The following is a 25913-nucleotide window of genomic DNA, read 5'->3' as shown; positions in this document are numbered from 1 at the left end:
TTATCCCACGGCAGCTCACGCAATGGATAACGCAGCTTGCGGGATTCGGTCCAGGCTGCCCGTTTGCCCTCCCAAGCCTCCTCCGCAACACGCGGAACAGTACCGAGTAGCTTTAGCCCGTCTTGAAGCTGCTTTGTTGCTATATGAAACCATTCGGTGAGAGACATTGTCTTGATTACTTCCTTTCACAGTATTCAGATGCATTCCCTTATATGCTCTAGTATGCCTTAATAGCAGGCATTCCAATCTATGATGGGGAATCGAATCCTTTTCTGTTCATGAACCATGAAGGTATAGTTATATATATCAAGGCATAGCTAAATATATCAAGGTATATCTATTTATATCAAGTTATAGTTATATATATCATTGAACTATCGTTCTTCCTGTTTTATAATCCTGTGTTAGTGTGTGCTAGAAATAGAGAACTCACTTTACATCATGTGCTTTATAAACTGGGAGGAAAAATTGAATGAAAAACCGTCGAGTCATCTTAATCATGCTTCTGTGTGTGTTTTTACTGGCGTTGCCCCTGTATGGATGTGGAAATCAGACCAAACCAGCTAGTGAAACTCAATCTGGCAGTCAGGCCACCACTGCTGACAAACAAACCTATACTATTGTCGATCAATTGGGCAGAACGGTTGAAATTCCGAAAAACGTAAAAAGAATCGTAGCTCTCCAACACCACACGCTGGATATCATGCTTGAACTACATGCTCAGGACAAGCTGGTAGGTGTACTGAGCGACTGGGAAAGCTTGCTTGGAAGCTATACTGCCGATGTTTTTCCAGGAATCCGAAATTTGGCAACTCCGGGGACGATCTCGGAATTAAATGTAGAAGCCGTCGCTGATTTAAAGCCGGACGTGGTGTTTGTATCCAACCAGGTTCCGAAAGAATCCATTGCCAAACTTGAACAACTGGGCATCCCCGTCGTGGGCATCACTTTATATGTAGCAGACAAAGAGCAGGCATCCACGATCCATCCTGATCTTGTCAATCCAGATGAAGCCTATACGGAAGGACTTAAACAAGCGATCAACCTGATTGGTCAGATTACGGATAAAAAAGCACAGGCAACTGAATTATGGGACTATGTTGTCAAAAATCGGGCTATTGTAGCCAAACACCTGAATGAAGTTCCCGAGAATAGCCGGATCAAAGTGTATATGGCCAACGAAAAAATGTATACATACGGGACAGGTAAATATGTGGGTGTAGCCATGGCCAAAGCCGGCGCTCGTAATGTTGCCGAAACCATCAAGGGATACAAGCAAGTTAGCGTTGAGCAGGTAGCTCAATGGAATCCTGAAGTGATTTTTGTCCAAAGCCGCTACAAATCTGTACTGGATGACATTAAAAAGGATAAAGCTTGGGCAGCTATTGACGCCGTGAAAAACAACAAGCTGATTATCGCACCAGACTATACAAAACCATGGGGTAATCCTACACCGGAATCTATGGCACTGGGAGAAATCTGGCTGGCAAAAACCTTGTATCCGGAAGCGTTCAAAGACGTTGATCTGGACGTAATGGTTCAATCTTTCTACCAGAAATTCTATGGCATCGCTTATAAAGAACAGGAATAATTGCCCTCCAATCACTGCTACTGCAGTGATTGTTTTTTACAGGGCAGAAAGGATTAGTCTGGATGCGTGCGATTTCAAAACATTATGAGAAGATCAAACCTATAATTCCTCACGCGATTTGGGTGCTCCTGATCATTTTGCCTGTTGTTATCTTCGTCTTGTCTCTCATGATGGGCAAATTCCATGTAACAACAACAGAGGTGTGCCGAATTCTCTTGAGCAAACTGATTCCTTCCGATCAGACCTGGACGGCTTTGGCTGAGAACATCGTTGTACAGGTGCGGCTGCCGAGGGCCATTGCTGCAATGCTGGTTGGTGCCGGGTTAGCAGTATCAGGTGCTGTTTTCCAGGGATTATTTCGCAACCCCCTGGCATCGCCCTACACCTTGGGCGTTTCCAACGGCGCCGGATTTGGAGCCGCATTGGCTATTCTGTTGCTGAATAACTCATTTGCTATTCAGGTATCTGCGATGATTTTTAGTCTGATTGCCGTGGGTCTAACATTTCTGTTTAGTCTGCGAGCCCAAAATTCAACCATTACAATGGTCTTGGGCGGTGTCATTGTCGGCTCGTTGTTTTCGGCACTTGTTTCACTGATTAAATTTGTTGCAGACCCTTTCGAGAAACTCCCTGCCATTGTATTCTGGCTGATGGGCAGCTTGTCTGCTGTCAACACAACATTGCTGTTGACCGCGCTGCCACTGTTTGTAATTTTTATCGCTGTCATCTGGTTGTTTCGCTGGAGGCTGAATGTATTGAGCCTGGGCGATGAAGAAGCAAAGTCATATGGAGTCGATGTCAGACGCGACCGGATTATCATTATTGTTTGTTGCAGTATTTTAACAGCCGCTGCGGTCAGTATATCAGGCGTGATTGGCTGGGTAGGACTGGTCATTCCTCACTTGAGCAGAATGCTGGTTGGGCCTGATTTCCGGAAATTATTGCCTGCCTGCATTTGCCTTGGTGCTTCTTATCTCTTGCTTATTGATGATTTATGCCGAACGCTGACGGCAGAAGAAATCCCTCTGGGAGTCATTACAGCGATTGTCGGCACACCTTTATTTGCCTACTTCATGTTCAGAGAGAAGGTGAACTGGTAATGAAAATTACGGCAGAAAACCTGGCTTTTCACTACAAAAACGGGCGGGAAATCTTTCACAATATTTCATTTGAGGTCACTTCTCCAAACGTGCTTTGCATTCTGGGACCCAATGGCACAGGCAAAAGTACGCTATTAAAATGCCTGGTCAACCAGCACAACCCCAGCAAAGGACAGGTATACCTGGATGACAGACCCATCCAAAGCTACAGTACCAAAACATTGGCTTCTTGTATGGCATATATTCCGCAAATGCACACGCCAACATTTCCTTTTACCGTTCTGGATGTGGTCACGATGGGGAGAACCGCCCGCCTGGGCTATCTCTCAGCACCGGGAAAAAAAGATAAGCTGGTCGCGCTGGACAACTTGTCTTTTTTGGGCATCGAACATTTGGCCGGGAAGATTTACACCAATATCTCGGGCGGTGAGCGCCAACTCGTGATGATGGCTGCTGCTTTAACCCAGGAACCGCAAATCTTGCTGCTGGATGAACCTACTTCTCATCTGGATTTTGGAAATCAGTTTCGTTTCCTGCAAATCGTCAAGAGCTTGAAGCAAAAAGGAGTTGGCATCATTATGACATCTCACTATCCTGACCATGCTTTGGAGGTTGCCGATTATACGGCAGTGCTGAAAAATGGCTGTTTTGTTCATTTTGGAGAGCCAGATGAAGTGGTCACGCAGAAAAACATGGAAGAACTGTATGATATTCCGGTTACGATGGTTATGATAGCCGGTACCAAAAAAAGAAGCTGTATCGCGGGAGGAGTAGAGGCAGATGCAAGAACGGATTAATGACTACTGGACCGAACGAGCGGACGAATTTAGCGGGCTGCGGATGCATGATTTTGAAGGCGGGTTACGCCAGATCTATACGAAGATAATCCAAGTGCATATGCCTCCATCCCGCCCCTTGAAGGTCCTTGATCTAGGCACAGGCGCCGGTTTTTTCGCTTTCATTATGCGCGACTTGGACTGTGAAGTTACAGGTATTGATTATTCCCACGCCATGTTGATGAAGGCGGAGTCCAATGCAAGAAATCTTGGCTATACTGGCATAACCTTTCGGCAAATGGATGCGCAACAGCTTGATTTCCCTGACGCCAGCTTCAATTTCATTATTACCCGAAATGTGACATGGACGTTGCCTGATCCGCAAAAAGCCTACAGCGAAATGTACCGTGTACTTGCGCCTGGCGGAACCCTCTTGAATTTTGACGCCAACTACGGTCAGGCATTCAAACAGGCTGACGAAAGAGGAGAAAAGCCTTCTCATCCGACACAAACCCAACAACAGCTGAGAGAACGGAATGCGATCGCCAAATCACTATACATCTGCGAAAAGAAACGCCCTCAGTGGGATGTGGAAGTTCTGCTCTCACTTGGAATGAAACAAATTTTACTGGATCTGGATATCGAAAAGCGAATCTATGATGAAAAGAACAAGCTTATTGATTATTCCACTGTTTGGACCAGTTCAACATCCCCGCTGTTTATGGTATGTGCAAGAAAATAACGGTATTTCCGTAGGCGGATTGCCCTGGCCAAGATCGGCCTTGTCTTATCAAAAGTACAATTTGGCGTTACAATAGAAGCAGCAAGTTCTTTTTACAACCGAAATTAGAGGAGGAATAAGGAATGCAGAAAATCGTCTCTCATGAAGACTTTAATAAGGCAATATCAACTTCCGGTGTAACGGTGGCTGTGTTTAAGGCGGACTGGTGCGGGGATTGCCATTTTATTGATCCGTTTATGCCTGATGTGGAGCAACAATATGCAGACAAGCTTACATTGATTGAAATTGATGTAGAGCAGGCCGAAAGCGTCAGCCAGGAGCAGAATGTGTTGGGTATTCCCAGCTTTATCGCTTACAGTGAAGGGCGCGAGCTGGTGCGTCTGGTAAACAAACTACGCAAATCCCGTGAGGAAATCGAGCAATTTTTGGACCGGGCAGTAGAAGTACATGCTAATCTGGCAAAATAATAGATGCTGTACATGTATGATGGCTCCGAAGGGAACCTTTAGACATCAGGACAAACAGAAAGCCGCTTCCTGCCAAAGGAGGCGGCTTTCTTACGGACACGTTCACATTTTGTCAACAAAACGCGTATGTCAAGGAACAATATATCAGTTATAATTACTTTAAGTGATTATTTCACAACACATGAAGTGAATAAATATTATATTTGGAAGGATACGGGTGAGTTCTTTGAATAACAAAATCAGAATATTAAAGTGGCTGGCACTCGTAACATGTATTGTCATGTTTTTAGCTACCTTCGGTGGAGGCGTCGTGACACGGACAGATTCGGGCCTCGGCTGTGGACGTGAATTCCCGCTTTGTAACGGCAAGCTGGTTCCGGCACATACAATCGCATCCATTATTGAGTTCTCTCACCGCTCTGTTAGCGCTATGGCCGGGCTGCTTTCTGTCGCCTCCTTTATCGGCTTTTTGCTGTTTATGAAGCATCGGAAGGATTTACAGTTATTCTCGCTATTAACGCTCATGTTTGTCATCATACAGGGAGCGATGGGGGCATTGGCTGTAATATTTTCCCAATCGGCTGCAGTCATGGGACTGCATTTTGGCTTTGCGCTTATCGCTTTTGCCAGTGCGACCATGATGACGCTGGGGGTGTGGAAGGAGCATTCGGATTCACGTTATACTCCGCGATTGGTCGCTGAACCTGTCAGCCGGGGCTATCGCAACTTTATATGGCTATCGACGATTTATACGTATATTGCTGTCTATTCGGGTGCGCTTCTCAGTCATTCCGTCATCCAGAAGGTTGTAAATCTCGGCGGCATTATATCTCCGCTGCTTCTGCATCAGATTACAGCCGGTCTGCTGTTCGTCATTATTTTGGCCGTAGGCCACTACTCATACCGTTATCACCCGAAGCACCGGGATATTCGTGTATTGGGTGTTGTTTCGGTATTGTTAATAGCACTTCAGGTCATTATTGGAATTAGCTTGCTGTATTTCACCAAACCTGAAATTTACATGTTTGTTGTATTGGGACATATGCTCGTGATTGCCACATTGTTCTCCATTTTGTGTTATTTGAGCTATCGTGTATGGCAATTGTCGCCGGATCGCAAGCTTGTTCCGACCCAAGCACAACGTACCTAAGTATTTCATAGATATAGTAAAGCTGATATTTTGCCCAAGAGGGGTTCAAACACGTATAATAGCATATAAGAAACAAACCAGGCCCACGAGTTTCTCGAGGGCTTGATTTGCTTAGGAGGAGTCGTCCAGTTGATCTACCAGAATTTGCGCCAATTTATTGAAGCGCTACGTAAAGAAAATCATCTTAAAATTATAGAAGCGCCTGTCGATCCTTATTTGGAACTGGCCGAGATCCATCGGAGAGTCATTGAGGAAGAAGGACCGGCACTGCTGTTCACGAATGTAAAAGGAACCCCGTTTCCTGTTGCCAGTAATCTGTTTGGTACGAATCGACGTGTAGATATGGCTTTTGGTCCTCGTCCGGAGCAACTGATGGATGCGATTGTTGGAGCGACCAAAACCTTGCTTCCTCCTACCCCCAAAGCATTATGGAATGAACGTGGCCTGATTAAGGACATGCTAAAAGTAGGGCTGAAAACGGTATCCCATAGCGAGGCTCCTGTATTGGGTGTTCGGCGGACAGATGCTCCGCTGGCTCCACTGCCTAGAGTGACGAGCTGGCATGAGGATGGGGGGCCGTTCATTACGCTTCCGCTCGTATACACCGAGAAGCCGGGGCATGCCAAGGATCATAACCTGGGGATGTACCGTATTCAGATTTATGATGATCAAACGACAGGAATTCACTGGCAAATTCATAAAGGCGGCGGCTTTCATTATCATGAAGCCGAGCTGCGCAATGAGCCATTGCCCACGACGATAATCATCGGTGGTCCGCCCGCTCTGATTGCATCTGCGATTGCTCCAGCACCGGAGAATTTGCCTGAGCTGTTGCTCGCTTCGCTCATTATGGGAGGCAAGCTGCCGATGACAGAAGACCCGCTCGGGGGTCACCGCATTCCGGCAGAGGCCGAATTTGCCATCAGCGGCTACGTACCGCCTCATGAACGCCGTCCGGAAGGACCGTTTGGCGATCATTTTGGCTACTATTCATTACAGCATGATTTTCCTGTATTTCATGTCAAGCATATGTACCACCGCAAGGATGCCATTTATCCGGCAACGATTGTAGGTAAACCACGCCAGGAGGATTACTATCTCGGCGAATTTTTACAGCGTCTGCTGTCGCCTGCCTATCCGCTTGTGATGCCTTCCGTCAAGTCCCTGTGGGCTTATGCTGAAACGGGCGTACACGCGCTGGCAGCAGCCGTCGTACGTGAAAGCTACTCTCGTGAAGCGCTGGTATCCGGCTTTACCATTTTGGGTCAAGGTCAATTGTCATTAACCAAATTCCTGATGTTGACGGACCGGGTCATTGATTTATCTGATTTTAACCTGCTGCTGGAAACGATTCTGGAGCGGTTCAATCCAGCAAGGGATTTGTTCATATTCAATCATACGTCCCACGATACGCTCGATTATACAGGCCGCAAGCTAAATCATGGCAGCAAAGCGATCTTGATGGGTGTAGGGGAGCCAATACGTGAATTGCCTAGTACCTATGAGGGAGGAGACCTGCCAGGTATTCGTGAAATTAAGCCGTATTGCGGAGGCTGCCTTGTTGTATCAGGGGCGACCTTTGAGCAAGAGCCTGAACTGGCGGCGCGTGTATTGGAACGACTGGCTGCGAGCGAGCAAGAATGGCCTCTTGTCTTTATCGTGGATGATGCCACGGAAGTTGTTCGCTCACAAGCCTCGTTCCTGTGGACGGTATTTACGCGTTTTAACCCGGCTACAGATATGTATGCCGACAGCGAGGTGCGTTTGCATCATCTGAACTACAAGCTGCCGATTGTAGTGGATGCTCGCATGAAGCCGGGCTACCCGGATGAAGTGCTACCGCGTGAGGATATTGTTAAGCTTGTGGATCAACGGTGGACGAGTTATTTCGCTTGACGCCTTAATGAATTGAACAACCGGATTTTACAGTCATAAGGAGGCGTGGGCATGATACGCAAGCTGCTGGGCGAGCCGCCACGTGTGAGCAAGGGCGTCCTGCTGGATGCCATGAATAGCATGTCAGATATGTTGAACCTGCTGGAGCGGCAAATTCAGGCCAGTGGTGATCCGACCCACGCTTTTCGTAAGGCGGATATTTTGACACGCGGTCTGATGTCCTCTCTGGATGAGCTGGAGCAGAGCCATCATGCTGCCGCTTTTTTCCGCATGAAAGTGAAGGCCGGATACGCTGAGGATATGAGCGAGGATGAAAAATCCGATTATGCATTGTATGTTTTCTTTTATAAGGATGGATTTGTGCGCGTATTTTCCATTCTGGATAAGCTGGGTAACTGGCTGAATGATCTGTATGATTTAAAAACAGGGGAGTATAAGGCCCATTATTCGTATTTTACCGTGTTGCGGCAGCTCAAGTATCTCAAAATGCATCCTGTATTGACCGATAACTTGAATGATATTAAAAACACATATACCGATGCCATCAATCGGCTGCGTAAGCGGCGAAATACGGAAATACACTATATGAATACGGAAATGCAGGATGATCTCTGGCAAAGGCATCGTGCTCTGTACGGCAAGATACATCTCGAAGATCTGGATCATCATCTGGAGGATTTGCAGCAGGGCCTGGAAATGGTGTGCCGATCGCTGTCCAACGTTTTTTCTTATACTGCGAAACATTGGGAGAACCGGGCAGTGCGTCCATAATTATGTTAGAAAATATCCTTTGACAAAGCTATGTAAACTATCTATACTGAAATCTAGTTTCAGAAAAATGCTTGAATTATGATTTTAATATAAACTTAACGGACAGCTAAAGCTGGAGTTTAATATATTTTTCTTATCCAGAGAGGTGGAGGGACTGGCCCGATGAAGCCCGGCAACCCGTTCTTTCCCGGTGTAATACACCGGGAGGGGACATGATGGTGCTAATTCCTACAAAACCGCTAGAGTTTTAGCGGTTTTGGCAGATGAGAAAAGGTTCGCATGCGGGGCCCTTTTCATTCTGTGAAAGGGGCTCTTTTTGCCGATTAAAAGGGTAAGGAAAGTGAAGGGGGTCGCAGCACGTTGATAGAGCTTAAGCAGTTAACCAAGTATTATGGCAAAGGGAACCGACGCGTTAGTGCGCTGTCCGGGTTGAACCTTTCGATAGAGCGTGGAGAAATATTTGGAGTTATTGGTCACTCCGGAGCGGGAAAAAGCACGTTAATCCGCTGTATTAATTTATTGGAACGGCCCACTTCAGGCGAAGTATGGGTAGACGGTGTGAATCTCACCACCGTGAGTCAAGCCCAGCTACAGAAGCAGCGCCGTAAAATCGGAATGATTTTTCAGCATTTTAATTTGTTATCGTCGGCGACGGTATATGACAATATCGCATTTCCATTGCGCCTGGTGAATACACCCAAGCAGCAGGTGGACAAGAAAGTTCGAGAATTGCTGGAGCTGGTGGGTCTGGAAGAACACAGCGGGAAATATCCCTCACAGCTATCAGGAGGACAGAAGCAGCGTGTAGGCATTGCGCGGGCGCTTGCCAGTGATCCTCATGTGTTGCTGTGCGACGAGGCTACCTCGGCGCTTGATCCGCAGACCACAGGGTCGATTCTGAAATTGCTATTGGATATTAACCAGCGCTTTAATCTGACCATCGTAGTGATTACGCATGAAATGCATGTCATTCAAAGCATATGTGATCAAGTTGGCGTGATTCATCAGGGCGACATTGTGGAGCAGGGGCCGGTGGCGGAAGTGTTCTTGAAGCCACAGCATCAGGTAACCAAGGACTTTATCCAGCGGGAGTCTGAGCATGCCGAGGAGCTGCAAGCAGCAATTGCGGCCTCAGGTGGCGGTGAATCGGCGCAGGTGGTGCGGATTTCCTTCTTGGGCAGCATAACATATGATGCGATTCTATCGCGTACGGTCCGTCATACCGGCGTTGATTTTGCAATTTTGCAGGGAACGATCTCTACCATCAAAAACGTACCGTATGGACAGCTCATCGTTCGTTTTGAAGGAAATCAGGAGGATATTGAGCATACGTTGCGTGAAGTGTCCGGGCAAGGACTTGATGTGGAGGTGATCGGACAATGAGCGAACTTGATTTTTCGCAAGTGAGTTGGGAAGAACTATGGAATTCTACGGTGGAGACCCTTCAGATGCTTGGGGCATCCGCGCTGTTCACCCTGATTATTGGCTTGCCGCTCGGTATATTATTGTTCCTGGCGAGCCGCTCCTCGCTAACTCTGATGAAAGTGATATACATTGTACTGTCCTTCATCGTTAACATTTTGCGTTCCGTACCGTTTATCATTCTGATCGTTGCACTTATTCCTTTTACACGATCGTTGGTAGGTACCTCTACCGGGGTACTGGGTACGATTCCGCCATTGGTGATCGGGGCTGCCCCTTTCTTCGCACGTCTTGTCGAAACGTCTCTGCGTGAAGTGGACAAGGGTGTCATTGAGGCCGCGCAAGCGATGGGCGCTTCAACTGGGCAAATCATCCGCCGGGTGCTGTTGCGTGAGGCACTGCCGGGACTGCTCGCTGCATTAACCATTACTGTCGTTACACTCGTATCCTATACGGCGATGTCCGGTATGATCGGGGGCGGTGGTCTGGGGACGCTGGCTATCAACTACGGTTACTACCGTTATGAAACGGCTGTCATGATCGTTGCCGTCGTGCTCATGGTCGTACTGGTACAACTGCTGCAAATGGCAGGGGACCGTCTGGTACGGCATTATACTCGAAAATAGGGAAACCATATAGATATCCTTATTGATCAGGGCATCTGAATCCTGAACATTACAAATTATTGGAGGGGTAATAACATGAAGAAATGGGTATTGGCGGTATTAAGCTTGACATTAATTGCGGTGCTGGCTGCTTGCGGCACGAAGAGCACGACATCCGATGCATCAAAAACGACTGGAAATACGGGCGGCGCACCACGCGAAGTTGAGCTGAAAGTGGGCGCTTCCCCTGTGCCACATGCGGAAATTTTGGAAGCGATCAAGCCTCAGTTGGAAAAAGAGGGTATTCGTCTTCAAGTCGTTCAGTTCAACGATTATGTTCAACCCAACGTACAATTGTTCGACAAGCAGCTGGATGCTAACTTCTATCAACATGTACCTTACCTGAATGTAATGAACAAAGAGCGCAAAATGGATCTGGTATCTGTGGGTGCAGTTCATCTGGAGCCATTCGGTATCTACTCCCAAAAATATAAAAAGCTTGATGAAATTCCAGATGGCGCAACAGTAGCTATTCCGAACGATGCAACCAATGGAGGTCGTGCATTGCTGTTGTTGGCCAAACAAGGTCTGATTAAGCTGAAAGACGAAAGCAACATCGAAGCTACAGTAAAAGATATTACTGAAAATAAGAAAAACCTGAAATTCAAAGAGCTGGAAGCGGCAATGCTGCCACGTCAGTTGCCTGAAGTGGACATTGCGTTGATCAATACGAACTATGCTCTTGAAGCGAAGCTGAACCCGACCAAGGATGCACTGGCATTGGAAGGTAAGGATTCCCCATATGCTAACGTGTTGGTCGCACGTTCTGACAATAAAGATTCCGAAGCGATTCAAAAGCTGATGAAAGCTTTGCAATCTCCGGAAGTTAAAAAATTCATTGAAGATAAGTACCAAGGCGCGATTATCCCGGCATTTTAAGTAGGGAACGAAAATGCGTTGACTGCAAACCCCAGATTCTCTTGAACAAGAGGACTGGGGTTTCTTTTTGCCTGGAGTTGTAGGCGAAGCCTAAATATTTTATACTTGGGGGTGACCGTTCTCTGTGAAGAGGAGGAAAACTGTTGAGAGACAAAGTCGCACTCATAACAGGCAGTGCCAAGGGATTAGGCAAAATGACCGCTCTGCGTCTGGCCGATGAAGGCTGTGATATTGCGCTGAATTATGTGCATAGCCAAGCTGAAGCCGAGGAGCTGAAGCGTGTCATCGAGTCTAAAGGAGTACGCTGCCTTTCTTTACAAGGAGATATCTCCATGCAAGAGGATATCACGAGGCTGATCGGCGAAGTCGAGGATCGGCTGGGCGGTGTAGATATTATGGTGAACAATGCCGGACCGTTCATCCGCGAGCGTCGTCTGTTTGCGGATTACAGTGTAGCCGAGATTCATGCCATGATACAGGGGAATCTGGTCGGCACCATGCTGCTGGATCATCTGGTGTTGCCTCATATGCGGAGCCGGCAATGGGGACGTATTATTCATTTTGGCTTTGGTCATGCTGGAGAAGCGAGGGCTTGGCCGCATCGCGCTGTCTACGCAGCCGCCAAGGTGGGGCTGGTGTCTTTTACGAAGTCACTGGCTGTGGAGGAAGCACCATATGGCATTACGGTGAATATGATTTGTCCCGGAGATATTCGAGGAGCGAATAAGGAAATGTCTATTGCCGACGTCACCGGCTTGCAGGATCAAGAGACACCACGTGGGCGTCCGGGAAGTGGGGAGGACATTGCGCGAGTGATCGCTTATTTGTGTGAGGAGCATTCGGATTTTATAACAGGCAATATTATGGATGTGTCGGGAGGATTGGACCCGATTCGGCCTACCATTTAAGCGCTAGATTCCAGTAGACACATCACATAAAAAGAGTCTTGAGCTTCGTTACCGAAGTCAAGACTCTCATGATCATTATGCAACAAGCATTAAAATACTTGTACCACTTCTTGGACGCCGTCGACTTCTTCGAGAAGAGCGCGTTCAATCCCTGCTTTCAACGTGATTGTGGAGCTTGGGCAGCTACCGCAAGCGCCTACCAGTTTCAGCTTAACGATGCCGTCTTCAACGTCAACCAGCTCAACGTCGCCGCCATCGCGTTGCAGGAACGGACGGAGCTTATCCAGTACATCTGCTACTTCATCATACATTTGAACGCTTTGTGCTTCGCTCATTAGACTTCAACTCCTTTCCTATACCTTATTTATTATATTACAAAGCGGGCCAAATTAAAATGCCCGTCATCCAAAGCAGGTGAAAAAATGTTAAGACCTATCATCGAATTTTGCACCAGCAATATGCATTTTGGCACCGATGAAATTATGTCCAGGCTGGAGCAAAATCCGGATTATGATGTAATCGAATACGGCTGTCTTAGCAATTGTGGTCAGTGCAACGCTGAGCCCTATGCGATGGTCAACGGTGAGATTGTTTCTGCGGATTCAGCAGAGCAGCTGTATGAAGTGATTATAAGCAAGATCAAGGAAGCTGAGGCATGGGATCAGCTTGATTTGGATTGAGAAACACAAGAAGAAGACCTGCTCTGGAAAGCGGGTCTTCTTGTGTTTTATATAGCCAATCGCTCAGCCAAAATGGCGTTTGGACTTCCAGAGCACACCGCTTTTAAGCAGGCGAGGTACTCGTCCACGCAACGAGGTGCTGCCCATAAAGCCATAGCCGAAGCCCGCTTTCTTACCCAGTGCGCCTAATGTGCCGCGCAGCTTCAGAGGATGGGGGTGAGGCGTTTGGCCCTTCCACAGGTCGCGTACAATGTGTGCGATCTGCTCCCCTTGCACCTCTGCCGCCTGGGCGCTTGGTGAATAAGGAAGACTGGCACAGTCCCCGACCACGTACACCTCGGGGTGATCCGGTATTTGATAATATTCGTTGAGCACGATGCGGCCCTGAGGGTCTTTAGGAACAGCCAAATCCTGCACCATTTTTACCGGTTGAATCCCGGCTGTCCATACCACCGCATCCGTTACAATCTGCTCGTTATGATTGTAGATAGCGCCAGGTTCAATACGGCAAACCGCAGCATGATTCAGTACATGAACCTGATGCTCCTTGAACCAGGCATGTACATAGGCAGACAAACGTTGCGGAAATGCCGACAGCACCCGCTCGCCCCGATCCATAATGGTAATATTTATATCCGAACGACTTTCACGCAGCTCCGCAGCAATTTCAACCCCACTCAGACCGCCGCCTACAATATGAACATGCCCATAAGGCTTGATTTCATTCAAGCGCAGATACGTTTGACGGGTATGGTTAAAAGACTGGATCGTACAGCTATACTCTTCAGCCCCCGGTGTATTGTGAAAACGGTCCGTGCAGCCTAGCGCAATCACAAGCTGATCATAGAGCAAAGGCTCGCCATCCTGAAAATGGACGATTTTATTCTCCAGATCCATCGAGGTGACCTCTCCGTATTTACGGATCAGACGTTGCTCATTGGGAAAATGCACCCGCAAATCAAAATCAGATACCGTCCCCGCTGCGAGAGCGTAGTATTCTGTTTTCAAGCCTTGAAAGGGCATCCGGTCCACTAAAATAACTTGAACATCGTCGGGAATATGTTTGTCCAGCAATTCTTTGGCAATGGTAAGGCCGCCGTAGCCGCCCCCCAGAATAACGAAATTTTTCATCAAAAATCCGCCGTCCTTTCGCTGCCGTGTCCCCGGCAAATGGTCTGGAGCCTTGTTATAATACCCGGAGTTCGGTCTGCCTGTCGGCAGGCAGGCCGGAGTATTCCGAGGCAACTTGTCGCTGCATAGTGTGAGTAATGGGGAAAAAATGCTCGCGGGAAATCTGAATCCGAAATAAATTTGTTTCGTTGAGTTTGTTAAATTCGTCGAGAAACTCGATTAGTCGAAAACTTCGATTTCGTTATAGAAGGTGTCCCGTTCTACCGGGATACGTCCTGCACCTTTAACCAGCCAAATCAGCTCTTTACGGGTCAAACCGGCTGGAGTCAAAGCACCTGCGGCATGGCTAATCTGCTCGCGCACAATCGTGCCATGGACGTCCGAGGCGCCGAACGTAAGCGCGACCTGCGTCAATTGCGGTCCAATATTAATGAAGTAAGCCTTGACATGCTTGATATTGTCCAGCATCAGGCGGCTGATCGCAATCGTTTTGAGATCCTCATAAGCGGAATTGCGGCGCATAATGCTGGCATTTTTGCTTTTTGGCTGCATGGACAGTGGAATGAATACCATAAATCCGTTCGTTTCATCCTGCAATTCACGAATTTGCAGCATATGTTCAATACGATCCTGGTACGATTCGACCGAACCGTACAGCATGGTCGTATGAGTTTTCATGCCGAGATTGTGAGCCGTGCGATGTACTTCAAGATAGCGATCCACATTGGCCTTGGAAACACGCATTTTCTTGCGATATTCGTCGGACAAAATCTCTGCGCCACCGCCTGTCAGAGTTTGAAGTCCAGCCTTTTGCAGCTCCTGAAGCACTTCTTTGATGCTCAAGCCGCTAATGCGTGTAAAAAAGTCAATTTCTGCTGCAGTATAGGCTTTCAGTGTAACGTTGGGATACTTTTCATTCAGCGCCTTCAATGAGTCTACATAGTATTGGAAAGGCACATGATTATTATGACCGCCAACAATATGGAATTCTCTTACCCCAGGATGGATATGCTGCTCAACATAATCAATCATTTCCTGTCCCGACAATGTATAAGAGCCGTCCTCCCCCTGGTCCTTGCGGAAATTACAGAATGCGCAGCGCGCTTCGCATACATTAGTGAAGTACAGGCTCATATTTTCGATAAAATAAACTTTTTTTCCATTTTTACGTAAATTAGCTTCGTTAGCCAACTGACCCAGTGTGAGGATATCGTCAGTTTCATATAAATATATACCGTCTTCAAGGCTCAAACGAATACCGTTTTGTACCTTTTCTACAATCTCCGCCATTCTGCGGTCTGTAAAAGGTGTGACTAATGTGGACATGCCCATTCCTCCTTCAAGTTGCTCTGTGCGAGGCTTTCCGCTATGATCTGCGGTCCAAGCGCTTGATGCACACAGGATGTCCCGTTCCGTCGGTGCGAACCCGGCAGCGCGGATGTAGAATATGTGAAAAATATTACAATGCCAGGCTACAACAATGACGGATGTCTTAAAACAACGCCATTTAATTGACAATTTTCCGACAGTTTCTTTTACACACTCTTCATCTATTATAAACCTCACCACACAGGTGATCAATACAAATGAGTGTAAAATCAGGTCTTTTACCCCGTAAGGCATGGACATTCCATGACTTGAGCACGTGCCAATAGTGGAGTATACTGAAGAGGAACATGAAGTAAAAGAGGAGGATGGAGCCATGATTAACATTACCGATTCCGCTGCTGAACGCTTGAAGGAAATGCTGGAGCAGCAGGAAACGCCGAATATGTTTTTGCGTCTGGGTGTTACGCCGGGCGGTTGTACCGGATTTTCGTACGCCATGGGTTTTGACGACAATGAGACAGATCAGGATATATATATGAACGTACAGGATATGAAAGTCGTAGTGGAGAAAGAAAGCATCCGCTATCTGGACGGTCTGGAAATCGACTTTGAAGAGTCCGGCATGTCGGGCGGCTTCACGATTCATAACCCGAATGCCGTAGCTACATGCGGCTGTGGTTCAAGCTTCCGTACGCGTGATGATGCAGGGAAGCCGAGTGAAGAGCCTTGTTAAACCGCGTTGTATCAACGTTTTGACTTCCGGTGACCTAATCGGAGGCCGATGCGTTAGCCTAGCGGAATAAGTGTTCGGGGATGCGGATTACGACGGGAATTTGAGCGTTAACAATCCCGTATGATGAACGTTAACAACCCCAAAATACGCGATTTAGGGTTGCGGATTACGACCTCTACAGCGGTATAGTCACGTACTATACCGCTGTAGAGGTCTTTTTGTTATGGCTTTAATTTCATCGAAACGGACGGCAAGCTTTCAGAGACGGAACGCGGGACGGGCGGCTTTGGACATACGGGGGTCATTACTTAAAAGAGTGGAGATCGTCTTCAGCGAAAAAGCCATTTCCGTATTTCTCTATGTACTCCTCTCTGGTGTGACCTAATCTGATGTACTGAGTAAGGACTTCCATCCGAGATATGTATCCAGACCCATCATACTCTATATCGAAAATCTTGCATGCTACTCTAGGTATTGTAGTGTATGGAAAATCTACTTTATCACACTCACAGTTCGGGTACTTTTTACAATTAAGACCTATTTTGATTTTACTCATAAGACCAACTCCTCTAGTTTGACTATATTATACCACTTCTTAAAACAAGGAGGGAGGTGTAACATGGCGGAAGAAGAAACGCGACTAGTCGAAATTATCCCGTTTCCCAACGCAGTCGTCAATGTGCTCGAAGCGGTGGGCGGCCGCAGCCCGGCGCGGCGAGATTACCGGTGTCATTATCGCAGGACTAGGTCTGGACCAACTCGACGGAGATACGTTGATAGAATCAGTTAACGTTGATGCCCGAGAGCGTGCGGTGCTAGTCACGGAATTGAGTAATGCGCGGCTAATAAACGTAATGGACGTAAATTTATTCGAATAGGAGCGTGTAAATGTGGCGGAATTAAACGGAGTTGTGCGCGTAGATACTGGCGGCAATATCGTCGAGTATGGCGGCAAGAGTTACGCGTGGATGGACGTTGAACCACAGGCGGGAGATATCGTATTCGTAACGAGGAACCTTCGCAGCTACCTCCAGACTAACGGCTATTACTCGGTAAACGTCGATGACGTGCGATAAGTTCGTTGTGGACGAAGACGGGGACCCGTTTTGGCTGATGGATGTGGACGTTTTGGAGTGCCTTACCGTATTCGGTGCCTCAACGGAAGCCATGCTCGCGGCCAAATGCGAAGAACTCGCAAAGATCACCGCAACCATTGCGGAGATGGAGGCGAAACTAGTGGACGAGAAGACGCTGAAGGTCGGCGATTATGTACGTCAGACGTCTACGACACGACTCGTAAGAATTGTAGAAGATGACCGCAGCATTTTACCGCACAAGATGGTGCCGCGTTAGACACCGATGATTCGGATTATTACGAATGGTGTGCCGAATCACAACTCGTTAAACTCACGCCAGCCGAAGCGAAAGCCGCACTTCTCGCGCAAGTAGAGGCGCAGTTCAAGGCGGGGGGCGTAGTCTCGCGGACATTTATCGAACTGATACTCGTGGCAATAGTCACGCTTAATCCTCCGAGTCAATCGACGCCAACACACGTAGTAGAGACTGAGAAAACAGGCAATTCCCCGTCTTCTATTTACGCCAACTCACGGAATCACTGCGTCAGGTAGACGCGTCAAGAGCGGAGTAACCGCAGCCTGTCCGCTGTCCATTCCGTTTGGAACCCGTGTCAAAAACGAAGGCGTCGGCATTCGAACGTGTTGGGATTGGGGCGGACGGACTACTGACGGACATATCGACGTCTACGTAAAGGATATTCGGCAGGCGGTTGCTTTTGGGAGACGGCGGCTAAACGTTCGCGTTCTTCCATAACGAGTTGGACCGCACGTAAATTTGTGGCAGCTCTCCAGTGCAATCCTGTTGCAAGTATCAAGGTTAAGAGCACCCCGACGAAAAATGAGGCAGCTACGTATATTGCCATTAGGTTACGTCCCTCGCCAAGTAGTCGATTGACGGTTAAGAGAACGAGAGGGATTACGTAAGCGACCAAGGAGCCTACTAAGGACAATTGCTTCGCTGAATCCTCTTCTGCCGTGTAGTATTTCTCAAGAGCTCTTAACTCTGTATCCTCAAATTGCTTGTAAATTTTCTTGGTTTCATTTATCTTATTGAGTTTCTTCTTAATTTTATGCAATGTTTATTCCCCCTTATTTAATATATCGGAAACCCAATCCTTTTGAAACTATGTGTGATACCAAACATAGTTTCAAAAAAGATTTTATTTGTAAAAATTGCAGAACAAACAACTACTTAATTGGATTGCTAGTAATGACCTTCATCGGCCAGAATAAGCGTGCTTGTCTGGACACGCCACCGTATAGATGACGCCCATGCTGGGCGTACGAACAAAGAGCCAGAGAGAATTTTTCTCTCTGGCTCTCGCGGGATATGTCTGAGGGTTTAAACTTGACTCGACAACTGCCTCTTCGTTTTTGAATAAAATATGTCCGTCCTTATGCGCTGCCCAATTCTGTGCTGCCTTCCTCATCGGGTGGCACGTCGCCGATCAGCTTCCACGGACCCCACTGTCCTGTCGTTCCCGGTTCCTGTCCACGGGTCCACCACAGAGCTTGCCACAATTGCCCGTTGTGCAGAACGATTTCACCTTCGGTATAGACCCTGATGGTATTCCAGACGAGGTACTTTCCGAAACGGTTAGGATCTCCAGGGAAACCCTTGTCGGGCGTGGTCGGTGCCGACGGGTTGATGCTGAGTTGGACATCCATCGCTTGGTAGAAGGCATTCTCCGTATCTGCGATATCCCAAACACCAACGATAACGTGATATCCTTCCCGGTCATTCGGAACAAAGCAATCATTATAAGTGTCGATTGGCGGAATCGCACCGTCATCTATATAACGGCAGAATAACTCAAGATCCTCCCGTTTTAACGGGGAATTGGGGTCCCAGTCTTTTTTCGTAATATAGTAATCCCATGTATTCGTGCTGTGATTGGCTGTAAGTTTCCAATGAAACGTATGCTCCCCGCCTACCATATCTACCTTGGTCCAGCGATCCGCTGTTTGCTCGTCGAGTTCTAAAAATTTCGCGCCGCTGGCGATCTTGCCGTCGGGAACGCCGAATTCAGGGAAATCCCCTCGCCCTTCCACACTAAAAGGCTCCCATCTCACTGGCCCGCAATTGGTGTTTTGGCCCGTGGAACATAGATGAGCGCGGCTATCCGTCAAATACCCATGAGCGGAAGCGCTTTCCGCAAAAACAAACGAACCCAGCAGCATCAGAAACAGGGTTCCTGTCGAGAAAATAAACCATTTCATAGATAACTTACGATGATTCACAAAAGTCTGGATTGTCATGTTACTCCTCCTTGCATTTTTTAATAGAATCTTTCGGGGGGTTCTAATCTAGCTTTGATAACGCTTTCAATAGTTTGAGACGTCATCCTCAAGCGGCTTTATGGATTCCTCCTTCCAAAGAATTATTATGAATCCATTCCAAAGAGGCCTGTCCATTCTTAGATGAGAATAAATAAGCAGTAACGGCTCTCCGGAAATTGATCCCAAATAATAAATAATTCAAGAAAAAATGTATTTATTTTCTACACAATACATTGAGATTATATAATTGTCAATATTTTCAATGGAATATAACAATGAATTTTGTATATATCTGAGAAAATATGTCGAAATTCAAAACATTTTTAGCATTGATTCTTTCAAAAATGCGTTGCTTCACTAAGTAGACATCAGGCATCCGTTATAGCGAAAAAATATTAAAAAACAACACTGTTTTTACTTAAGAGAGTTTATGGCTTAGCGTTTTGCCCTTAAAGAGAATATACGCCAGATCATTTTAATGACTTTATTAGTATTTGTAGACAAAATGGTTTAAGTATAAAATCATTCCTGTCAATTCCTAATTTTGAAGTAGAATATTTTGAAGGTTTCACAAGAGGGGCAAAATCTGTTGGTGCGTAGAGCCTATTGTTTGAATAGAGTAATGGTGTAGCTGATAGATTTGCATAATTGATTCATAAGGTGCTTGGAAATGAGGATTGTATGGTTGACTATAAAAATATAGTGGATTTAACTAGAAGAGTAAGTAAATATGTAAAGGATAAAGGTCTAACTGGTAAACCAGTATGGGTAATAACAGATGAAGATATGGAATCCGCTGTTAACAAGTGGATATTATTAGCTGAAATTTTCCGCTTATATAAGCTGAACTAAAAAATGTACAAGTAAAACGGAGTAGGTGGAATGGTGCTGTACAAGCGAAGCGGTCGCTTTAAATCAATATTAAGTTGAAAAGAAAGAGCGCTATCCCTAAACGGATTAGCGCTCTTTCTCTTTATCTAATGGTTGTTCTTTTATAAATTCAACAACCTCTTCAACTCTACAATCCAACTCCTCACAAATCCGTGCAATGACACTCATGGCTACAAATTCCCCATTAGACATTTTCGCCAAAGTGGATGGTGATATTCCTAATTGAGTACGAAGGTAAGTTCGTGTTTTATCTCGTTTAATTAGAGTGATTTCCATCGGTTTATAACTTGGTTTCAATCCCATGAGCAATCCCCCTTTATTTATTATATGTACTTAAATCTTAGAGAAATCAAACCTAAATTACAATAATGCGTACATTTTATTCGATAAGTGTTGAAAATTATAATGTGAAAGTGTATTATATGTATAAGAAGTCGTACATTAAGTACATATAAATATAATAGCATGGTCTTTATTTAACAAAAAAAATTAATGAATCCAAAGGAGAGGGATTACATGACCAAATCGGTTGAATTGAAAAGAGCTGCCATGGTATATGGACCTGATGATGATCCTTATATGTATGAATTATTTGAGGGGGTCCTGTTTGATCGTAGCTATTTCTTTTATCTGGAAAATGGGATGTTGTGTCTGCGACATGTACGAAGGGTAGAACAACCGGATCATCCACATCTTTATGTGGATGGGGAAAGCGGAGGACTCCAACTGGCGAAGAATGTGCAACGTGAGATTGTGGAAGTCGTTACAGAGTTGATTGAGCGTTTGCGCAGTAAGGATGGCTTGACATTTTTACTGGACGAACTGCTATGGTTGCACGGTCGACCCCATATTGAGCTTAACCTTGTAAACACAAAGTGACACCACACATCTAGTAGTTCTTCTCGCTATTCCTACTCTATATTCCAATTTTCCCAATTATGCTATAATGATTTGGACAAATTAACCGGTGGGGAAGATGCGGCGAAGCTAGCCCGAGAGGGGGTGACGCCGTGTCATTTGATCTAATCGTGAAGATTCTTGACGTTGTGCTAAAGTTGGTCAGTATAACTACTGGCCTAAAGACTTTGGTCCAAGCCTGGAAACAATCACGTAAAGACAAGAAAAACCACCGGGAATAGGTTGGCCGCCTAGCTATCCGGTGATTTTTCGTACCTAGTATGAAACTCTCGCCGTGGTCGCCCATCGGCCTTTGTCAGAAAGTCGCGATGTGCAACCATCGCGGCTATTCTTATTTTACCCACATGTCATAGGCTATATGACACATAGTACATGATACAGTTTCTTAATACAGTATAGCATAGGGCTGTTCCCTTTTCTACAAATGGTTATGCCTTCCATACGCTAATTTTTTTATATTAAGTCTCCGCATCCACAAACAACTCCTGAGCGGTGCGGACAAATAACTGTACGGCCAGTGAAGCATTGGCCAGGGATGGTACAGCGATACCAATCTCGCGTGTAATCAATGGTGTGGTTTCCTTGATGGTCAGATCATGGGGGAATGTGGACAAGGAGAGTGAGGAAACGATCCCCATGCCCAGCCCTTGCCGGACCATGCTGACCAGGGTACTGACATTGTGAGTGATGAATTGTGCTTTCAGTTGGCTCTGTTCGCGTTCAAAGCCTTCCATAATGGCAACCTCATGTCCACCCTTACAAAAGATCATATCCTGTTGATTCAAGTCTCGAATGGCGATTTTGTCGCGCGCTTGCATGGGATGACCGTCCGGCAGGAGGATGACCATATTATCCTGGCATAAAGGGATGACATCCACTTGTGGATCAGGCAGCAGGATGATGCCCGCTTCGATTTCACGGGTATGCACCCATTCCTTGACCTCATTCGTAGAGCCTTCGTGCAGATCAAAAACCAGGTTCGGATAATGCTGGCGAATATGATGAATAATTGGAGGCAGAAAATAGGCTGAGGCCGAGGGAAAGGCACCGATGGTGACCGTGCCAACATCCAGCCCTTTTTCAGCGGCTACCTGCTGCTGTACCTTTTCCATGCTTTGCAGCATCATGCGAAATTGCAGCAGTACCTTGTGCCCGATATGGGTTAGGAGTACGCCTTTTTTGCGATCACGCAGCAATAGCTGGACATCCAGCTCATTTTCGATACTGGCGATCGCATGGCTGACAGCGGGCTGCGTCATATGCAGCTCATGAGCAGTTTGGGTAAAGCTTAGCGTTTCAGCTACGCGGACGAAGATCATAATCTGGGTAATGGTCATAAGTGAAAAGTTATCTCCCTTATCGAAAACATTCATTTTATTTATTAGTGCTCACAGTATACGCTAGTAAAGCGAAGCTTTGCAAACGGGCTTGATGCCTATTACTGTAAGCAAAGAACGATGAAAATGCTAGAGGAGAGAAGACATCTATGAAAAAGTTAACACCAAAAGCCACGCTGTGGCTTGTATTGATATTAGTCATGGTGTGGGGGATCAACTGGCCGTTGACCAAGCTGGCTTTGCCAGATACACCGCCGCTATTCTTCTCGGGAATGCGCACCTTGCTGGGCGGTTTGATTTTGCTATTATTCGCTTTGCGTCACCGGAAAACCTTGCGTTTTAGACAGAATGCATGGACGTACCTCGTTCTGGCGATATTTAATATTGCAGGCTACTATGGTTTGCAGACGATAGGGCTGGGTTATTTACCTGCCGGGTTATTTTCCACTTTAGTATTTCTCCAGCCTATCTTATTGGGATTGTTCTCCTGGTTGTGGCTGGGTGAGCGTATGTTTCCAATGAAGGTCATCGGACTGGTGCTTGGATTTGGCGGGGTGATCGTGATTAGCTCTGGCGGCATGGCAGGCCATTTGTCCGTATTGGGGATTGTGTTGGGGCTGGCCTCGGGACTGTGCTGGGCGCTGGGAACCATTTATATGAAGAAAAAAAGCAAGCAGCTGGACTCCATCTGGGCGGTCACTATGCAGCTCATATTGGGAGGCATCATGCTTAACGGGGTTGGATTTGCGACAGAGAAATGGAGCGATATCCACTGGACAGCTTCTTTTATTGCAATCTTATCGTTTATTTCGATCTTCGTGATTGCCATGGGCTGGATGATTTATTTTAAATTGATCGATAATGGAGATGCAGGAACCGTCGGCTCATACACGTTTTTGATTCCAGTGCTGTCTACGATCTTTAGTATGGTGATGCTGAAGGAATCTCTTACCCTGACTTTTGTTGCGGGTTTGGTGCTGATTGCAGGCAGCGTGTATCTGGTAAATACGGCTTCGCCGGGAAAACAAGGGTGCCGAACGGCCAAGGCTGATGAAACGCAATCCTGTACTCAGGCATAGAAATACGGCATCAGGAATAATATGTTAGTTTATCAAATAAAATAAGACGATTCTTTTTGCGCAAGGTTTTGTAGAAGGTCTGAGGAAAGGTTATAATGAGCATTATTAGGTCAGGGAGGTAGCAGAGCATTGAGCGTCATTATTTCGCAGCAGATCACAGCAACGGGCGTGAAGGAATACACGAAGGTGATGAAAACATTCGATTCCCGGTTTACCCCTTTGGTTGGACAGAAAATCAGAGATACGGCATTTGGAGATATGCAATATTATGACGTCGAGGATGTATTTATCGATTTGGCGGAAAATGAATATTGGGTCATTTTACCTGCCGTTTTGCTGCATACCGATGATATTGAGGATCTACGAGATGCCGTGCGTGAGTATCGTTCACACGGTTGGGAATGCACGAAACCTCTGTGAGGCATACTATATAAGCTCTTTATGTGGAAACGTCTTTCTATTGCAAGATAGGCGTTTTCTTGTATTTTCTTGTTTGATTTTCTACTAATGATTGGAATGAAAAGTAATGATTCATGCTGAAAATGCGCAAAAAGTATCATTTTTTATCATAAAACGACAAGTTGGGAAATGAAAACAGACTTAATGTGTTATACTTAGTATATCAAAGGACAAGAGTCTAAAACGATCGGTAAGGCCCTTTCTTTGAAGAGCCGCTGTACGGTTCAACGTTTATCCAAAATAAATGGTCAAAAGGAAAAGGGGAAATGCTAACGTGAGAGTGAATTTGAAATTTACGAACAAAGGGCAAGTTGCTGTTGAGAACTTCAACAATGAGGAGCTTATCGAAATCTTTAGCCGCTACATTAAAACGTTAAGCAAAAAGTATGACATCTCGGTTACGGTACCGGAAGAACTGAATGAGCAGATTTTGGCAGAGGGCACCGTGAAGGTTGTGTTGGATAAGATTAATTGTGACATGGACGCTTTTTTCAAGGAACTGAGTCGGGATATCAAGGTGCCGCTGGTGAAAAGATTGGGCACCAAGCTGGATAATGTATTTAAGACCGAGGTCGTGGAGCAAGAACAGAACTAAAGACAGGATTCAGAGAGTCTAAAATGAGAATTCACTATACGAAGAAATGATAAAACCTCCCGAACTGGGCGCATGGTTAGGCATGTACTCGTTCGGGAGGTTTTATAGGTTTTAGCGGATTGTGGAGGCAAGGCGCAGCTTGGCCAAATCAAACGAAGGCACCAGCCCTTCCTGTGCGGCACGTCCGAGCAAGGCTTCGATGGCGGCATAACCGCTGTCGCCCAGATTGGCGGTAAAATCGTTCACGTACAGGTCGATATGCGACTGGGCGACATCCGGTGACAGCTCCTGTGCATGAGACAATACATACTCGCGGGAAGCTTCAGGATGCTTCCATGCGTACTCGACAGAGGCGCGTATCCAGCTTGTGATCGCATCCAAATCCAGATGACGACGGGCAATAATCGCTCCGAGCGGGATCGGGAGTCCTGTATCTTCTTCCCACCAGTTGCCCAGATCGACTTGCTTGCGGAGTCCGTAGGACGGATATGTAAAGCGTGCCTCATGAATAACCAGTCCGGCATCTATATGACCGTCACGGACAGCAGGCATGATTTGGTCAAACGACATGACGACGATCTCGCCTACACCCCCAGGCACATGCTTGGCTGCCCACAGGCGGAACAGCAGGTAGGCGGTTGAACGTTCACTTGGTACGGCTACACGCTTGCCAGACAAGGCTTTCGGGCCTTCCATCGTGGAGCCTTCTTTGGTCAGCACGAGCGGCCCACAACCCCGGCCCAGTGCGCCACCACAAGGCAGCAGAGCATATTCATCCAGCACCCAAGGGAGCGCGGCATACGAGATTTTCATAATATCCAGTCCGTCTGGTGTGATCGCCAGATTGTTGGTGATGTCGATATCGGCAAAGGTAATATCCAGCGCGGGCGCGCCCGGAATCAAACCATGCGCCAGGGCATGAAAGACAAAGGTGTCATTGGGACAAGGTGAAAAAGCAATTTGCATCTATATAACCTCCGTTAATGTAGAAAATGCGGCTTCCAACGCTTGCAAAGCCTCTTTGATCCGCCAGGCTGC

General features: G+C 46.6%; 29 protein-coding genes, 1 pseudogene and 1 riboswitch. Of the genes and pseudogenes, 20 read left to right on the top strand and 10 right to left on the bottom strand.

Translation table 11 applies throughout. The features are described 5' to 3' along the window. Positions 1 to 167, bottom strand: a pseudogene (locus tag WG8_RS29570) (DUF2515 family protein); the annotation flags it as partial. A 305-nt stretch (positions 168 to 472) separates the two neighbouring features. Here WG8_RS29570 and WG8_RS19550 point away from each other — a divergent pair. The 12 genes from WG8_RS19550 (at position 473) to WG8_RS19495 (ending at position 12367) form a co-directional block, all read left to right on the top strand. Further along, positions 473 to 1591 carry an ABC transporter substrate-binding protein gene (locus tag WG8_RS19550; protein ID WP_007431971.1) on the top strand — a complete coding sequence of 373 codons (1119 nt, stop codon included), beginning with the start codon at positions 473 to 475 and terminating at the stop codon, positions 1589 to 1591. A 62-nt stretch (positions 1592 to 1653) separates the two neighbouring features. After that, on the top strand, positions 1654 to 2691 hold the full coding sequence (locus WG8_RS19545) for a FecCD family ABC transporter permease (RefSeq protein ID WP_007431970.1): 1038 nt from the start codon (positions 1654 to 1656) through the stop codon (positions 2689 to 2691). After that, on the top strand, positions 2691 to 3488 hold the full coding sequence (locus WG8_RS19540; protein ID WP_007431969.1) for an ABC transporter ATP-binding protein: 798 nt from the start codon (positions 2691 to 2693) through the stop codon (positions 3486 to 3488). The genes WG8_RS19545 and WG8_RS19540 overlap by 1 nt, the downstream gene beginning before the upstream one ends. Positions 3489 to 3531: 43 nt before the next feature. Beyond that, a complete protein-coding gene (locus tag WG8_RS19535) occupies positions 3532 to 4209 on the top strand; it encodes a class I SAM-dependent methyltransferase (RefSeq protein ID WP_232289137.1) in 678 nt (225 codons plus the stop codon). A 122-nt stretch (positions 4210 to 4331) separates the two neighbouring features. Next, positions 4332 to 4676, top strand: a complete 345-nt coding sequence (locus tag WG8_RS19530) for a thioredoxin family protein (protein ID WP_007431967.1) — start codon at positions 4332 to 4334, stop codon at positions 4674 to 4676. 217 nt (positions 4677 to 4893) lie between these two features. Further along, on the top strand, positions 4894 to 5826 hold the full coding sequence (locus WG8_RS19525; protein ID WP_007431966.1) for a COX15/CtaA family protein: 933 nt from the start codon (positions 4894 to 4896) through the stop codon (positions 5824 to 5826). A gap of 129 nt (positions 5827 to 5955) precedes the next feature. Beyond that, a complete protein-coding gene (locus tag WG8_RS19520) occupies positions 5956 to 7722 on the top strand; it encodes a UbiD family decarboxylase (RefSeq protein ID WP_007431965.1) in 1767 nt (588 codons plus the stop codon). A 51-nt stretch (positions 7723 to 7773) separates the two neighbouring features. Continuing rightward, entirely contained in the window at positions 7774 to 8493 is a 720-nt protein-coding gene (locus WG8_RS19515) for a Cthe_2314 family HEPN domain-containing protein (RefSeq protein ID WP_007431964.1), read from the top strand. A gap of 130 nt (positions 8494 to 8623) precedes the next feature. Then, positions 8624 to 8763, top strand: a riboswitch (SAM riboswitch). Between the two features lie 90 nt (positions 8764 to 8853). Next, entirely contained in the window at positions 8854 to 9876 is a 1023-nt protein-coding gene (locus WG8_RS19510) for a methionine ABC transporter ATP-binding protein (RefSeq protein ID WP_007431963.1), read from the top strand. Further along, positions 9873 to 10541: a methionine ABC transporter permease gene (locus tag WG8_RS19505; RefSeq protein WP_007431962.1), complete on the top strand. Its 669-nt coding sequence runs from the start codon at positions 9873 to 9875 to the stop codon at positions 10539 to 10541. Before WG8_RS19510 ends, WG8_RS19505 begins: the two co-directional genes overlap by 4 nt. 75 nt (positions 10542 to 10616) lie before the next feature. Next, positions 10617 to 11459 (top strand): MetQ/NlpA family ABC transporter substrate-binding protein, encoded by an 843-nt coding sequence (locus WG8_RS19500; RefSeq protein ID WP_007431961.1) that lies wholly within the window; start codon positions 10617 to 10619, stop codon positions 11457 to 11459. A 143-nt stretch (positions 11460 to 11602) separates the two neighbouring features. Then, positions 11603 to 12367: an SDR family oxidoreductase gene (locus tag WG8_RS19495; protein WP_007431960.1), complete on the top strand. Its 765-nt coding sequence runs from the start codon at positions 11603 to 11605 to the stop codon at positions 12365 to 12367. An 89-nt stretch (positions 12368 to 12456) separates the two neighbouring features. Here the strand turns inward: WG8_RS19495 and WG8_RS19490 are convergent, their stop codons facing one another. Further along, a complete protein-coding gene (locus WG8_RS19490) occupies positions 12457 to 12702 on the bottom strand; it encodes a NifU family protein (protein WP_007431959.1) in 246 nt (81 codons plus the stop codon). A gap of 87 nt (positions 12703 to 12789) precedes the next feature. On the opposite strand from WG8_RS19490, the gene WG8_RS19485 reads away from it, so the two are divergent. After that, complete coding sequence (locus WG8_RS19485) at positions 12790 to 13047, top strand: YuzB family protein (protein WP_007431958.1); 258 nt, start codon at positions 12790 to 12792, stop codon at positions 13045 to 13047. A 63-nt stretch (positions 13048 to 13110) separates the two neighbouring features. Here WG8_RS19485 and WG8_RS19480 read toward each other — a convergent pair whose 3' ends face one another. After that, positions 13111 to 14178, bottom strand: coding sequence for an NAD(P)/FAD-dependent oxidoreductase (locus tag WG8_RS19480; protein WP_043891265.1), 1068 nt, complete (start codon positions 14176 to 14178; stop codon positions 13111 to 13113). 219 nt (positions 14179 to 14397) lie between these two features. Then, complete coding sequence (gene mqnE / locus WG8_RS19475) at positions 14398 to 15504, bottom strand: aminofutalosine synthase MqnE (protein WP_007431956.1); 1107 nt, start codon at positions 15502 to 15504, stop codon at positions 14398 to 14400. Positions 15505 to 15880: 376 nt separating this feature from the next. Between mqnE and WG8_RS19470 the strand changes: the two genes are divergently transcribed. Then, on the top strand, positions 15881 to 16240 hold the full coding sequence (locus WG8_RS19470; RefSeq protein WP_007431955.1) for a HesB/IscA family protein: 360 nt from the start codon (positions 15881 to 15883) through the stop codon (positions 16238 to 16240). 304 nt (positions 16241 to 16544) lie between these two features. On the opposite strand, the gene WG8_RS19465 is transcribed toward WG8_RS19470, so the two are convergent. After that, positions 16545 to 16796: a hypothetical protein gene (locus WG8_RS19465; protein ID WP_043891264.1), complete on the bottom strand. Its 252-nt coding sequence runs from the start codon at positions 16794 to 16796 to the stop codon at positions 16545 to 16547. Between the two features lie 506 nt (positions 16797 to 17302). Here WG8_RS19465 and WG8_RS19455 point away from each other — a divergent pair. After that, positions 17303 to 17593, top strand: a complete 291-nt coding sequence (locus WG8_RS19455; RefSeq protein ID WP_007431952.1) for a hypothetical protein — start codon at positions 17303 to 17305, stop codon at positions 17591 to 17593. Between the two features lie 385 nt (positions 17594 to 17978). On the opposite strand, the gene WG8_RS19450 is transcribed toward WG8_RS19455, so the two are convergent. Both WG8_RS19450 and WG8_RS19445 read right to left on the bottom strand, forming a co-directional pair. Next, positions 17979 to 18392, bottom strand: a complete 414-nt coding sequence (locus WG8_RS19450) for a hypothetical protein (RefSeq protein WP_007431951.1) — start codon at positions 18390 to 18392, stop codon at positions 17979 to 17981. A gap of 319 nt (positions 18393 to 18711) precedes the next feature. Beyond that, positions 18712 to 19575, bottom strand: a complete 864-nt coding sequence (locus tag WG8_RS19445) for a lytic polysaccharide monooxygenase (RefSeq protein WP_007431950.1) — start codon at positions 19573 to 19575, stop codon at positions 18712 to 18714. A 702-nt stretch (positions 19576 to 20277) separates the two neighbouring features. On the opposite strand from WG8_RS19445, the gene WG8_RS27205 reads away from it, so the two are divergent. After that, a complete protein-coding gene (locus WG8_RS27205) occupies positions 20278 to 20448 on the top strand; it encodes a hypothetical protein (protein ID WP_157136345.1) in 171 nt (56 codons plus the stop codon). 105 nt (positions 20449 to 20553) lie between these two features. On the opposite strand, the gene WG8_RS19440 is transcribed toward WG8_RS27205, so the two are convergent. Beyond that, positions 20554 to 20790: a helix-turn-helix domain-containing protein gene (locus WG8_RS19440; RefSeq protein ID WP_043891263.1), complete on the bottom strand. Its 237-nt coding sequence runs from the start codon at positions 20788 to 20790 to the stop codon at positions 20554 to 20556. 213 nt (positions 20791 to 21003) lie between these two features. Here WG8_RS19440 and WG8_RS19435 point away from each other — a divergent pair, with 213 nt between their 5' ends. Next, positions 21004 to 21366: a hypothetical protein gene (locus WG8_RS19435; protein ID WP_007431949.1), complete on the top strand. Its 363-nt coding sequence runs from the start codon at positions 21004 to 21006 to the stop codon at positions 21364 to 21366. Between the two features lie 497 nt (positions 21367 to 21863). On the opposite strand, the gene WG8_RS19430 is transcribed toward WG8_RS19435, so the two are convergent. Further along, entirely contained in the window at positions 21864 to 22742 is an 879-nt protein-coding gene (locus WG8_RS19430) for a LysR family transcriptional regulator (RefSeq protein ID WP_007431948.1), read from the bottom strand. Positions 22743 to 22891: 149 nt separating this feature from the next. On the opposite strand from WG8_RS19430, the gene WG8_RS19425 reads away from it, so the two are divergent. From WG8_RS19425 to WG8_RS19415, 3 genes are all read left to right on the top strand, one after another. Continuing rightward, complete coding sequence (locus tag WG8_RS19425; RefSeq protein ID WP_007431947.1) at positions 22892 to 23821, top strand: DMT family transporter; 930 nt, start codon at positions 22892 to 22894, stop codon at positions 23819 to 23821. Between the two features lie 129 nt (positions 23822 to 23950). Then, entirely contained in the window at positions 23951 to 24241 is a 291-nt protein-coding gene (locus WG8_RS19420; protein ID WP_007431946.1) for a hypothetical protein, read from the top strand. A 313-nt stretch (positions 24242 to 24554) separates the two neighbouring features. Further along, positions 24555 to 24875, top strand: coding sequence for a hypothetical protein (locus tag WG8_RS19415; protein WP_007431945.1), 321 nt, complete (start codon positions 24555 to 24557; stop codon positions 24873 to 24875). A 111-nt stretch (positions 24876 to 24986) separates the two neighbouring features. Here WG8_RS19415 and WG8_RS19410 read toward each other — a convergent pair whose 3' ends face one another. Next, positions 24987 to 25841 (bottom strand): 1,4-dihydroxy-6-naphthoate synthase, encoded by an 855-nt coding sequence (locus tag WG8_RS19410; protein WP_007431944.1) that lies wholly within the window; start codon positions 25839 to 25841, stop codon positions 24987 to 24989. Between the last annotated feature and the right edge of the window lie 72 nt (positions 25842 to 25913).

Origin of the sequence: Paenibacillus sp. Aloe-11, from assembly GCF_000245715.1 — a bacterium.
Classification (GTDB): domain Bacteria; phylum Bacillota; class Bacilli; order Paenibacillales; family Paenibacillaceae; genus Paenibacillus; species Paenibacillus kribbensis.
The sequence above is the reverse complement of the archived record's forward strand: the minus strand, read 5'-3'. Positions and strand labels throughout refer to the sequence as shown.